The organism is Nissabacter sp. SGAir0207 (genome assembly GCF_005491205.1).
Lineage (GTDB): Bacteria > Pseudomonadota > Gammaproteobacteria > Enterobacterales > Enterobacteriaceae > Chimaeribacter.
This window is the reverse complement of record NZ_CP028035.1, coordinates 2,928,631-2,941,920: the sequence shown is the minus strand read 5'-3', so window position 1 is coordinate 2,941,920 and position 13,290 is coordinate 2,928,631. Positions and strand designations below refer to the sequence as shown.

The window sequence follows — 13,290 nt, the reverse complement described above, 5'->3', positions numbered from 1 at the left end:
TACCGCGCACCAACCCACTGATTTAGCCCAACGGGCAGCGCCGTTCTGCGCACTCGCCGGAGCCATTTCGTATGGTCAGCGGGCCGGACGGCAGTGCACTTCTGCCCGCACTGTCCCACTGGTTCAGCCCAGCGGCAGCGCCACTCTCCGCACTCGTCGGAGCCATTTCGTATGGTCAGCGGGCGGGACGGCAGTGCACTTCTGCCCGCACCAGCCCACTGGTTTAGCCCAGCGGCAGCGCCGGGCCATACGCGTTGCCAAGGCGAATCAGACAGCAAACTCCTTGCCGAGCCGACTGACGCCGAGGCCGTTGACCTTCTTCACCCGGATCTGCACTGGGATGCGCTCTTTCATCGCGTCCACGTGGCTGATAACGCCAATGGTTTTGCCGGAGGCGTTGAGGTTGTCGAGCGCATCCAGCGCGGTGTCCAGGGTTTCGGCATCGAGCGTGCCGAAGCCCTCATCCAGGAACAGCGAGTCGATGCTGGTTTTGTGGCTGACCAGATCGGAGAGTGCCAGCGCCAGCGCCAGACTCACCAAGAAACTTTCGCCGCCGGAGAGGGTGCGGGTATCACGCAGCGCGTCAGCCTGCCAGGTGTCCACCACCTGCAACTCCAGCGCGTCGCTCTCTTTGCGTTGCAGCAAGTAGCGGCCATGCAGCCGCTCCAGTTGCCGGTTCGCCAGATAGACCAGATGATCCAGCGTCAGGCTCTGGGCGAAACGGCGGAACTTGGCGCCGTCGCTCGAGCCAATCAGCGCGTTCAGGGCGCTCCAGTCGCGGAACTGCTGCTGGCTCTCCTCGATTTGCGCAAACAGTTGCTGCTGGCTGCCGCGCCGCTGGCGATCGCTCTCCAACTGCTGGCGCAACTCCCCCTGTTGCTGCGCCGACTGGCGCAACTGCTGGCGCAGGCTGGCAAGTTCGCTCTCCAAGGCACTGGCCTCGGCGTCCGGTGCCAGCGTGGCGGGCCGCTGCGTTGCGCTGTGCGCCAGCGCCTCGGCGGCCTGTTTGCGCAGCGTCTCGCTCTCCTGACGCTGCTGGATCAGCGCCTCACGCTGCGCGGTCAGCGCGTCACGGGTCGGTTCGTCCAACAGGGCGGCGTTGAGCGCCGCCTCATCCGCAAATGGGCTGGCGGCCAGCGCGGCGGCCCAATGGGCGTCGGCCTGTTGCGCCTGCTCATCCAGCCGCTGCTGCTGCTGGCGTAGCGTCGCCAGTTCGCCCTCCAGCCGGCTTAGCTGCTGATGCGCCTGCTGCTGCGCCGCTTCCGCCTGACGGCTGGCGTGCTCCGCCTCCGTCAGTTGACGGTGCAGGGCATCGCGCGCCTCACTGATTTGCCGTTCGCCAAACAGAGCCGTGCGCTGCTTGCGAACCGCCAGCTGTTGTGCCTCCAGTGCCGTACAGCGCGTCTGGTGCTGCGCCAGCGCATTTTGGCTCTCGGCCAGGGTGCGCTGTTCAGCCTCGCGGCGGATCTCGCGCTCTTTCAACGAAACCGCCAGTGCCTGCTGGGCCTGTTGCTGCTGTTGCCACTGCCGCCACTCCTGCTGGCGCGCCTCAAGCCACGGCTCATCTGGCTGTGACGGCGGCAGGCCAGCGTCAGCCAGCCCGGTGCTGAAGAGGGCCTGTGCCTGCTCCAGCGCCTGTTGCTCCTGCGTCAGCGTCTGTTGCTGGGCGTCATGCTGCTTCTGTTGCTCCTGTTGCCGCTCGGCCAGCAAATCATGCTGGTGCTGCCACTGCTGTTCCGCTTGCTGGGCTTGGGTCAGCGCATCCTGCGCCTGCCGCACCGCCTGTAACTGGTGCTCCCGCGCCTGCCACTGCTGCTGCGCCTGCGTCTCCTCCTGCTCGCGCGCCTCCAGCCAGAGGGTGGCTTCGTCGGCCTGCGCCAGCGTGAAGGGCAGGGCGAGGGACTTTGCCAACGCCTGCCACTGCTGTTGCCACTGCGCCTGCTGCTCCGTGAGACTCGCCAGCGCCTGCACCAGTTGCGCCTCCTGCTCCTTCAGGCTCTTGGCCTGCGCGCCCAGTTCGGTGCCGCTGGTGCGCGTCTCGTCTACCTGCTGCTCCAGCGCCGCAAGCCGCTGGGCGGTGGCGGAGGGCTGGATCGCCTGATAGTGGGCAATTGCCGGGTGCTCGGTGGCCCCGCACAGTGGGCAGGCTTCACCGGCCTGAAGCCGGGCGCGCTCCGCCTCCAGACTGACAATCTGTTTCTCGCGCTCATGCAGCGCCCGCAAATCTTCAAGGTGCTGTTTCTGCTGTTTGAAGTGGCGGCGCTTCTCCTCCAGCTGCTGCTCGGCTTGCAACAGGCGCTGGTGGAGCGCCTGTTGCTGCCGCGCCAGCTCCGCCTGTTGCCGCAGGCCCTGCTGCACCAGCGGAGCCAAACTGGTCAACTGACGCCGGTGCGGGCGCTGGGCGTGCAGCGCGTCCAGCCGCTGGCGCAGCGCCTCCTCCGGCTGCTGTTGCGCCAAAACGGCCAGTTGCTGCTGCTGGCCGCGCAACTGCGCCTCGGCCTGCTCCCGCGCCTGTAGCAGGGCTGGCCGCTGGTGCGCCAGCGTCTGCTGCGCCTGTTGCAGGTGGGTAAGCTGCTGCTGGGACGCCTTACTCTGCTGCTGCGCGTGCTGGACACGCTGGCGCAACGCCAGCTGCTGCGCCAGTTGCGCACGCCACTGCGGCAACAGGTCGCCCCACTGGGCATGGTGGGCGTGATCGTGCTGCCACTGCGCCAGTTCGGCCTGCTGGGCGCGTTCAGCGTGGAGTTGCTGCTCAATGGTTTGGCACTGCTGGCGACATGCCGCCAGTTGCTGCTGCTGTGCCGCTTCCGCTTGCCGCGCCTCCGTGCACTGTTGGGTCAGTTGCGTAAGTTGCGCATCCAGCGGCATCACTTGCGCGATCAGCGCTTCCTGCTGCTGCTGTTGCTGCAACCGTGCCTCTCGCTGCTGCCGCGCCTGTTCCACGGCGGCGGCCAGCGGTGTCAGCGCCTGTTGCTGCTGCTGTTGCCGATTGAGCAGGTCGCCAAGCTGCTGCTGATGCGCACGCTGGGCGGTGAGCGCCTGATCGCGCTCCCGTTGCAGCGGCCGCAGCTTCTCGGCAGGTTCATTGTGTGCCAACCGGGTGAGATCTGGCTGCGCCTGCTGCCATGCGGCATCCGCGGCCTGCACACGCTGCTCGGCCTGCGCCAGCGCCTGCTGGTGGGCATGATCCTGCTGGATCCAGGCGATCCCGCGCTGCTGCTCTGCCGCCTGTGCGGTTTGCTGTGTCTCTTGCTGCGCCAGTGCATCAAGCTGCGCCTCCAGCGCCTGCCGCTGCGCCTCGGTCAGCAATTCAATGCCAGCGGCACGGTGGTGCAGCGCCTCCAGATCCAGCCGCGCCTGCTTGTGCTGCTCAAACACCCGCTCGGAGAGCTGGCCGTAGATCTCGGTGCCGGTCAGCTCCTCCAGCAGCTCGGCGCGGTCATTGGCGTCCGCGTTCAGGAAGGCGGCGAACTGCCCCTGCGACAACATCATCGACTTGGTGAAGCGGCCAAAGTCCAGCCCGGTGATCTGCGCCACCGACTCCAGTTTGTCCCGCACTTTGTCGGCCAGGATCTTGCCATCGGCGCAGCGCGCCAGCTCCACCTTCGGCGCCTGCAAATTGCCATCCGGCGCGTTTTTGGCGCGTCGCTGGCTCCAGAAGGCGCGGTACGCCACGCCCTTCACCTCAAACTCCACCTCCGCCAGCGACTCGGCGGTGTGGCGGGTCATCAGCTCGTTATGGCTGGGAGTGACATTCAGCCGCGGCGTCTGGTGGTAGAGCGCCAGACAGATGGCATCCAGCAGCGTGGTTTTGCCCGCGCCGGTCGGCCCGGTGATGGCAAACAGGCCGTTGCTGAGGAAGGGCTCCTGGGTAAAGTCGATCTTCCACTCGCCTTGCAGGGAGTTGAGGTTTTTCAGCCGCAGGCTCAGGATTTTCATACGGATTGCACTCCTTCATTGGCTTCACGCACCTCTTCCACTACCGCGCGGAACATCTGCCGCATCCGTTCATGGTGCGCCTCGTCCGTGTCGGTCTCCAGCGCGATGCGCCGGTCAAACACCTCCGCCACCGACAGCTCATTCAGCGTTTCGCGCGCCTGCTGATCCAGCATGTTCTGGCGCTGCGCCTTGTGGCGGCGCAACAGCACCACCTCCACCGGCAGCCCTTCGGTGAGCTGCTGGATACGGCGCTGGATGTCGCTGAGGTAGTCTTGGGTGGCGACCTCAATGTCGAGCCACACCGGGCGAGCCGGATCGGCGCTGGCGAACGCCTGCAACTGTTGCTCAATCTCCACCAACGTGCCCTTGACCACCGCCAGCGGCTGGGTAACCGGCACCGGCAGGGTCTCGACGCCCGCCAGCGCGCCGCCGTCAAACTCCAGCAGGTAGACGCTCTTCTGGTTATTCGCCTCGTCAAAGCTGAGCGGAATGGGCGAGCCGCTGTAGCGGATGTGCTCGGTTTTCGCCACGCACTGGGCGCGGTGGATATGGCCGAGGGCGATGTAATCCACCGGCGGGAACGCCTGCGCCGGGAAGGCGTCCAGGGTGCCGATATAGATATCTCGCACCGAATCGGTGGTAGAGACGCCGACGGTAGTGAGATGGCCGGTGGCGATGATCGGCAGCGGCAGGCCCAGTTGGTCGCGCTTTTCCAGCGCTGACTGGTGCAGGGTGTGGTAGTGGGCGGCGATCGCCTCTTGCAGGGCCAGCTGTTTTTCGCTGCCGGACTGGCCGGCGCGGCTGAGCAGCAAATCACGCGGGCGCAGGAAGGGGATGGCGCACAGCAACGCGCCGGGGGTGCCGTCGCGCTGGTTCAGCACACAGAGCTGCGGCCGGTGATCGGCCTTCACATTGGCGATCACCGTGGTGTTGAGGCAGGCGAGCAGTTCACGCGACTCATTGAGCGTCGCGACCGAATCATGGTTGCCGCCTAGCACAATCAGCTGGCAGCCGGTGCGTTGCAGATCCACCACAAAGCGATTGTAGAGCTGGCGCGCATAGCTCGGCGGTGCGCCGGTGTCGAAGATGTCCCCGGCCACCACCACCGCATCCACCTGGTGGGCCTCCACCTGATCAATCAGCCAGCCCAAAAAGGCCTGATGCTCGGCCGCACGGCTCTTGGTGAAAAACAGCTGGCCAAGGTGCCAGTCAGATGTGTGAATCAGGCGCATAACACTCTCTCTCGGTAATCCGCTCACGCTGCCGCACCCGCCCGGCGGCAGATGCGGGGATTGACGCCAGCCCCGGCGTAATGGAGGCTGATTATAAACACCCGGCTGGCACGCTGTCGCGCCGCAAACCACCCGATGTTTGCGAGATGCTTTCCAACTTCGTGATTTTACCCTGGCAGTCGCCGCCGTTCGCCGTAAGGTAGGCACCGGGACAGGGCGTAGGGGAAACATCACCGAAACAGATATTCATAAATGTGTCATAAATCTGACGCATAATGGCGGCCGCAAACAAACGTGATCGCTAACCTATTGGCAGGATTGACGATGGTAAGACGCATATTGGTGGTTGAGGATGAAGCCCCGATTCGGGAGATGGTCTGTTTTGTCCTGGAGCAGAACGGTTACCAGCCGCTGGAAGCGGAAGATTTCGACAGCGCGATAAACCGCCTGGCGGAACCCTATCCCGACCTGGTGCTGCTCGACTGGATGCTGCCGGGAGGATCCGGGTTGCAATTTATCAAGCACATGAAACGTGAGGCGCTGACGCGCGACATCCCGGTGATGATGCTCACCGCCCGCGGCGAAGAGGAAGATCGCGTGCGGGGCCTCGAGGTGGGGGCGGATGACTACATCACCAAGCCCTTCTCGCCGAAGGAGCTGGTGGCCCGCATCAAGGCGGTAATGCGCCGCATTTCGCCGATGGCGGTGGAAGAGATGATTGAGATGCAGGGCCTGAGCCTGGATCCCTCCTCGCACCGGGTGATGGCTAATGAATCGCCGCTGGAGATGGGGCCGACTGAGTTCCGGCTGCTACACTTCTTTATGACCCATTCAGAACGGGTCTACAGCCGCGAGCAGCTGCTCAACCATGTCTGGGGCACCAACGTCTACGTCGAGGATCGTACCGTGGACGTGCATATTCGCCGCCTGCGCAAGGCGCTGGAGAGCAGTGGGCATGACCGCATGGTGCAGACTGTCCGCGGTACGGGCTACCGGTTCTCAACGCGCTACTGACGCCGCGCCGGAGATTATCACGTGCTGGAACGTCTATCCTGGAAGGGTCTGGCGCTGGAGCTGGCGCTGTTCTGCCTGCCCGGCCTGCTGCTGGGGCTGCTGTTTGGCGGTTTGCCCTGGTGGCTGCTGGCCAGCGTGCTGGTCGCGCTGGGCTGGAACTACTATAACCAGCTTCGCCTCTCTTATTGGCTGTGGCTCGACCGCAGCATGACGCCGCCCACCGGCCGCTGGAGCTGGGAGCCGCTGTTCTATGGCCTCTACCAGATGCAGCTGCGCAACCGCCGCCGTCGCCGCGAGCTGGCGCTGCTGATCAAGCGCTTTCGCAGCGGGGCGGAGTCCTTGCCTGATGCGGTGGTGCTGACCACTGAAGAGGGGATCATCTTCTGGTGCAACGGGCTGGCCCAACACCTGCTCGGCCTGCGCTGGCCGGAGGACAACGGCCAGAATATCCTGAACCTGTTGCGCTACCCGGAGTTCACCCGCTATTTGCAGGAGCCGCAATTCAACCGCCCGCTGACCTTGGTGCTCAATAATGGTCACCATGTGGAGTTTCGCGCGATGCCTTACTCTGAGGGGCAACTGCTGATGGTGGCGCGTGACGTCACCCAGATGCGCCAGCTGGAGGGCGCGCGCCGCAACTTCTTCGCCAACGTCAGCCATGAGCTGCGCACGCCGCTCACGGTGTTGCAGGGCTATCTGGAGATGATGGGCGAGCAGACGCTGGAGGAGCCGTTGCGCAGCAAGGCGCTGCACACCATGCAGGCGCAGGGCCGGCGCATGGAGGGGCTGGTGAACCAGTTGCTGACGCTGTCGAAGATTGAGGCCGCGCCGCCGCCGGACATGCAGGAGCGGGTGGATATCCCGCGGATGTTGCGCATGTTGCAGCCGGAGGCGCAGACCCTGAGCGGCGGCCAGCATCAAATTGAGTTCCGTATCAATGACACGCTGAAGGTTTACGGCAATGAGGAGCAGCTGCGCAGCGCCTTCTCCAATCTGGTCTATAACGCCGTCAACCATACGCCGCCGGGCACCCGTATTGAGGTCTCCTGGCAGCGTACCGCGCAGGGCGCGCAGTTCCAGGTGAGCGACAACGGGCCGGGCATCGCCGCCGAGCACTTGCCGCGCCTGACCGAGCGCTTCTACCGCGTGGACAAGGCGCGCTCCCGCCAGACCGGCGGCAGCGGGCTGGGGCTGGCGATTGTCAAACACGCGCTTAACCACCACGACAGTCGGCTGGAGATCCTCAGCGAGCCGGGGGAGGGCGCACACTTCATGTTCACCCTGCCAAAACGGCTGATTGTACCGGATACATTGACTCATGGCGCCGCGCAGACATAATCATCGGCTTTACGGACTTTTCAGCCGGACATCCGCATGATTCTTCGGTTCTACCGGCAGGCCAGCGCCTGCCTGCTGCTTATTCTCTCGGTGTGCGCGCCGGGCGTCGCTGCCGTGCCGCCCGCGGCGGGCCACGGTATGCTCTCTGGCAACCTCTCCAGCGTGGGTTCCGATACCCTGGCGACCCTGATGGCGTTGTGGGGCGAGGGATTTTCCCGCCGCTATCCCGGCGTTAACTTGCAGATCCAGGCCGCTGGCTCCTCTACCGCGCCTACCGCGCTGGCTGCCGGTGCGGCCCAGCTGGGGCCAATGAGCCGGCCAATGAAAAATGCTGAGATCGCCTCGTTTCGCGAGCACTTCGGCTATGTGCCCGTTGCGGTGCCGGTGGCAGTGGATGCGCTGGTGGTGCTGGTGAATCAGGATAACCCCCTGACCGGCCTGACCCGTGGGCAGCTGGACGCCATCTTCTCGGTGAACCGCCGCTGCGGCGAGGGCGGCGCGGCGCGCCATTGGGGGGACGTCGGGCTGGGCGGCAACTGGGCCAACCGCACCTTTGAGCGTTACGGGCGCAACTCCGCCTCCGGCACCTACGGCTATTTCAAGCTGCGGGCGCTGTGCGGCGGCGATTTCCTGCCACAGGTCAACGAGCTGCCCGGCTCCTCCTCCGTGGCGCAGGCGGTGGCTGGCTCGCCCAATGCCATCGGCTACGCCAGCATCGGTTTCCACACCAGCGGCGTGAAGGCGCTGCCGCTGGCGGAGGATGGGCATACCTTTATCAAGCCCTCGGCAGAGAATGTGCGCAACGGCAGTTACCCGCTGACCCGCTTCCTCTATATCTACATTAATAAGCCGCCCGGCCAGCCGCTGGAGCCGCTGACCGCCACTTTCCTTGGCTACGTGCTCTCGGATGCCGGGCAGCAGCTGATCACCCGTGACGGCTATTTGCCGCTGCCGCCGGAGACGCTGAAACAGGTGCGGGCGCAGCTGGCCTTGCCGTAAACCGGTTTCTGCGCCCCCATCTTGCAACCTGCCAAAGCAATAGCGCCACAGAGAGATTCTGCGGCGCTTTTTTTCATCTTGCGCGGCTAACTTGAATTTTTTTCATGTGACATGAAAATTCCTCGTTTGCCGTTGAGCAGATCTCATGACAAATTAGCCTTCAAGCCATTTAGACGTCTGGAAGTCCCAGAGTCACCTTGGGTAACTATTTACTTGATAAACTACTTTGTCGCCGGGATTGAGCGGCAATGTTCAGGAGCCAGAGATGTCCAATACGCATGCCACCGTTGCCGTTCCCGCTTTCCCCGCTGACGTTGTCGGCAGCCTGCTGCGCCCGGCGGCGTTGAAGAAGGCCCGTGTGCAGTTCCAGAACGGCGAGATCTCCGCCGAGCAACTGCGTGAAGTGGAGAATGAAGAGATTCGCCACATCGTGGCCAAACAGCGTGAGCTGGGCCTGAAAGTGGTCACCGACGGTGAGTTCCGCCGCGCGTGGTGGCACTTTGACTTCTTCGAAGGTTTGGACGGCGTGGAGCCTTACGAAGCCGATCAGGGCATCCAGTTCAACGGCGTGCAGACCAAGGCGCGCAGCATCAAGGTGGTCAGCAAGCTGGGCTTCAATAGCCAGCACCCGATGCTGGACCACTTCCGCTTCCTGAAAGAGATTGCTGGCGACGCGGTGCCGAAGATGACCATCCCCAGCCCGAGCGTGCTGCACTTCCGCGGTGGCCGCAAAGCCATCAGCACCGAGGTCTACCCAGAGCTGGACGCCTACTTCGACGATCTGGCGCAGACCTACCGTGACGCCATTCAGGCCTTCTACGACGCTGGCTGCCGCTACTTGCAACTGGATGACACCGTCTGGGCCTACCTCTGCTCTGAAGACCAGAAGCGCCAGATGCGTGAGCGTGGCGATGACCCGGAAGTGCTGGCGCGCACCTATGCGGATGTGCTGAACAAAGCCATTGAGGGCAAGCCAGCTGACCTGACCATCGGCCTGCATGTGTGCCGCGGCAACTTCCGCTCCACCTGGATCTCTGAGGGCGGCTATGAGCCAGTGGCGGAGCTGCTGTTCGGCGGCGTGAACATCGATGCCTTCTTCCTGGAGTATGACAATGAGCGCTCCGGTGGCTTTGAGCCGCTGCGCTTCCTGAAGCCGGGCAAACAGCAGGCGGTGCTGGGTCTGGTGACCACCAAGAGCGGTGAGCTGGAAGATCCGGCGGTGATTGAGCAGCGCATCAAAGAGGCGGCCCAGTACGTTCCGCTGGAGCAACTGCGCCTGAGCACCCAGTGCGGCTTCGCCTCGACGGAAGAGGGCAACAGCATCACCGAAGCCCAGCAGTGGGAGAAACTGCGACTGGTGATCGATACCGCCAATCGCGTTTGGTAACCTGCGGATCCGTATGGGAATTGTGTATGAAACCGCCAGGGAGTGGCGGTTTCATGCATTTCAGGTAGCAAAGTGTCACACTTTGTGTGCTGCAAGATTAAAAAACATACAAATCATGTAGGGTGGATAAGAGATTAAACGGCATGATTCTCTATCTGGGAAATTTTATACAGTCAATGCCTCTGCTTTTTCGATCCCGTCTTGCCTTCATACGCTATAAACGTTTACCTTAGCTCCCGTTGTCGCGCTAAACCACCTGCAATACGTCACTTTTCCACCTTATCGGTGCGTAGTCGCTTCCAGCATGGAGAGCCGCTGCTTCGGCAGCCAACGTATCGCCCAATCATGACGATAAAAACAACTTTAGCAGTCGGGCACTGTTACTCCGGTTCAAGCCGGGGCGCGGTATGCCGGCAACAGGGTATCTCTTTTTCCATTTGAACAGGCAACACGACACACCATGAGTCATCGTTTAGCAAGTAAAGATATTCTGGCGTTGGGGTTCATGACCTTCGCCCTGTTCGTCGGTGCCGGGAACATCATCTTCCCGCCGATGGTTGGTTTGCAGTCTGGCGAGCATGTCTGGTGGGCCGCGCTTGGCTTCCTGCTCACTGCCGTCGGCCTGCCGGTCGTCACGGTGATTGCGCTGGCGCGCGTCGGCGGCGGCATTGATGCCCTTAGCTCGCCGATTGGCCGCAAGGCTGGCATCGTGCTGGCTACCGTCTGCTACCTGGCCGTTGGCCCGCTGTTCGCCACCCCGCGTACCGCCACCGTCTCCTTCGAAGTGGGCATCGCGCCCCTGACCGGCGACGGCGCCATGCCGCTGATGGTCTATAGCCTTATCTACTTCGCGCTGGTGATTGGCGTCTCCCTCTATCCGGGCAAGCTGCTGGATACCGTGGGCCACGTGCTGGCACCGCTGAAAATCGTCGCGCTGGCAATCCTGGGTATCGCCGCCGTGCTGTGGCCGGCAGGCCAGCCGATCCCGGCGACCGAGGTCTACCAGAACGTGCCGTTCTCCACCGGCTTCGTGAATGGCTACCTCACCATGGATACCCTGGGCGCGCTGGTGTTCGGCATCGTCATCGTTAACGCGGCGAAATCGCGCGGCGTGAAAGAGGCGCGACTGCTGACCCGTTACACCATCCTGGCTGGCCTGATCGCCGGTGTGGGCCTGACGCTGGTCTACCTGAGCCTGTTCAAGCTGGGCGCGGGCAGTGGCGTGCTGGTACCGCACGCTGAGAATGGCGCGGTGATCCTGCACGCTTACGTCCAGAACACCTTTGGCGGCATCGGTAGCACCTTCCTGGCGGCGCTGATCTTCCTGGCCTGTATGGTGACGGCAGTGGGCCTGACCTGTGCCTGTGCTGAGTTCTTCGCCCAATACCTGCCGTTCTCCTACCGGACGCTGGTGTTTATGCTGGGCCTGTTCTCGATGGTGGTCTCCAACCTCGGCCTGAGCCACCTGATCCAGATCTCGGTGCCGGTACTGACCGCCATCTACCCGCCGTGCATCGTGCTGATCGTGCTGAGCTTCACGCTGCGCTTCTGGAACAGCCTGCCGCGCATCGTGGCACCGGTGATGCTGGTGAGCCTGGTCTTCGGCATCATTGACGGCATTAAGACCTCCTCCCTGGCGTCGGTGCTGCCAGCCTGGACTGAGCACCTGCCGCTGTCGACGCAGGGCCTGGCCTGGCTGCCGCCCTCTCTGGTGATGCTGGTACTGGTCGGGATTTACGACCGCGTTGCCGGCGAGCGTAGCGTCACAGTTCACCAATAATGTGGTAAGGTTCGCCTCACCCCTTCGATGCCACGGGCCCTCCCGTGGCATTTTTGCGTGAGCGATGCGCGGTTTTGCCGTGTTCCCCTCGCTATTTTTGGTTTATTTACAGGTTTAATCGTACATGGAACAACCAGCCACCCAGCTCAAGCGCGGCTTGAGCACCCGGCACATCCGTTTTATGGCCTTGGGTTCCGCCATCGGAACCGGCCTGTTTTATGGCTCTGCCGATGCCATCAAGATGGCCGGCCCCAGCGTCCTGCTGGCCTACCTGATTGGCGGCGTGATCGCCTTCATCATCATGCGCGCCCTCGGCGAGATGTCGGTCAACAACCCGCAAGCCAGCTCCTTCTCCCGCTATGCGCAGGACTACCTCGGCCCCTTGTCCGGTTACATCACCGGCTGGACCTACTGCTTTGAGATCCTGATTGTGGCGATCGCGGATGTCACCGCCTTCGGCATCTACATGGGCGTCTGGTTCCCGGAGGTGCCGCACTGGATCTGGGTGCTGAGCGTGGTGCTGATCATTGGCGCCATCAACCTGATGAGCGTGAAGGTGTTTGGCGAGCTGGAGTTCTGGTTCTCCTTCTTCAAGGTGCTGACCATCATCATCATGATCGTGGCGGGCATCGGGATTATCGTCTGGGGCATCGGCAACGGTGGGCAGCCCACCGGCATCCATAACCTCTGGAGCAACGGCGGCTTCTTTAGCAACGGCATCATGGGGATGATCCTGTCGCTGCAACTGGTGATGTTTGCCTACGGCGGTATTGAGATCATCGGCATCACCGCTGGCGAAGCCAACAACCCGAAAGTCTCCATCCCGAAAGCGATCAACTCGGTGCCGTGGCGCATCCTGGTGTTCTATGTCGGCACGCTGTTCGTCATCATGTCCATCTACCCGTGGAACCAGGTGGGGACGCAGGGCAGCCCGTTCGTGCTGACCTTCCAGCACATGGGCATCACCGTGGCGGCAGGCATCCTGAACTTTGTGGTGATCACTGCCTCGCTCTCGGCGATTAACAGTGACGTGTTTGGCGTGGGCCGTATGCTGCACGGCATGGCGGAGCAGGGCCACGCGCCGAAGATTTTCGCCCGCGTGTCGAAGCGTGGCATCCCGTGGGTGACAGTGGTGGTGATGATGTCCGCGCTGCTGGTGGCGGTCTACCTCAACTACATCATGCCGGAAAATGTCTTCCTGGTGATTGCATCCCTGGCGACCTTTGCTACGGTTTGGGTATGGATAATGATTCTGTTGTCACAGATCGCCTTCCGTCGCAGCCTGACCAAGCAGCAAGTCTCCGCGCTGGCCTTCCCGCTGCGTGGCGGCATTGCCACTTCGGTGTTGGCAATTGTTTTTCTGGTGTTCATCATTGGCCTGATCGGCTACTTCCCGGATACGCGGGTCTCGCTCTACGCGGGGTTAGTGTGGGTGGCGCTGCTGATTGCCGGCTATGTGTGGAAAGTGAAGTTCCAGCGTCGAGTGGCTGCCCAGCAGCATGATGCGTAACCGCTAATCCTCTCCACCTCCGCCCTCCGCCCCGGCATTCTGTTTGGGGAGAGGAGGGCGGATGTCGCCTGGCATGGCATGGTGAACGCTT

At 62.9% G+C, this 13,290-nt stretch carries 8 protein-coding genes; 6 read left to right on the top strand and 2 right to left on the bottom strand.

From position 1 onward, the window contains the following. Positions 1–267 precede the first annotated feature (267 nt). On the bottom strand, positions 268–3,939 hold the full coding sequence (locus C1N62_RS13095) for an AAA family ATPase (protein ID WP_137764049.1): 3,672 nt from the start codon (positions 3,937–3,939) through the stop codon (positions 268–270). After that, on the bottom strand, positions 3,936–5,171 hold the full coding sequence (sbcD, locus tag C1N62_RS13090) for an exonuclease subunit SbcD (RefSeq protein ID WP_137764048.1): 1,236 nt from the start codon (positions 5,169–5,171) through the stop codon (positions 3,936–3,938). Before sbcD ends, C1N62_RS13095 begins: the two co-directional genes overlap by 4 nt. A gap of 324 nt (positions 5,172–5,495) precedes the next feature. On the opposite strand from sbcD, the gene phoB reads away from it, so the two are divergent. From phoB to proY, 6 genes are all read left to right on the top strand, one after another. Further along, entirely contained in the window at positions 5,496–6,185 is a 690-nt protein-coding gene (gene phoB, locus C1N62_RS13085; protein WP_137764047.1) for a phosphate response regulator transcription factor PhoB, read from the top strand. Between the two features lie 21 nt (positions 6,186–6,206). Then, a complete protein-coding gene (phoR, locus tag C1N62_RS13080; RefSeq protein WP_137764046.1) occupies positions 6,207–7,523 on the top strand; it encodes a phosphate regulon sensor histidine kinase PhoR in 1,317 nt (438 codons plus the stop codon). Positions 7,524–7,559: 36 nt separating this feature from the next. Continuing rightward, on the top strand, positions 7,560–8,522 hold the full coding sequence (locus C1N62_RS13075; protein ID WP_137764045.1) for a PstS family phosphate ABC transporter substrate-binding protein: 963 nt from the start codon (positions 7,560–7,562) through the stop codon (positions 8,520–8,522). A gap of 265 nt (positions 8,523–8,787) precedes the next feature. Continuing rightward, positions 8,788–9,909 (top strand): cobalamin-independent methionine synthase II family protein, encoded by a 1,122-nt coding sequence (locus C1N62_RS13070; RefSeq protein ID WP_137764044.1) that lies wholly within the window; start codon positions 8,788–8,790, stop codon positions 9,907–9,909. A 460-nt stretch (positions 9,910–10,369) separates the two neighbouring features. Continuing rightward, complete coding sequence (gene brnQ / locus C1N62_RS13065) at positions 10,370–11,689, top strand: branched-chain amino acid transport system II carrier protein (RefSeq protein ID WP_137764043.1); 1,320 nt, start codon at positions 10,370–10,372, stop codon at positions 11,687–11,689. Positions 11,690–11,813: 124 nt separating this feature from the next. After that, positions 11,814–13,199, top strand: a complete 1,386-nt coding sequence (gene proY / locus C1N62_RS13060; protein ID WP_137764042.1) for a proline-specific permease ProY — start codon at positions 11,814–11,816, stop codon at positions 13,197–13,199. Positions 13,200–13,290 lie beyond the last annotated feature (91 nt).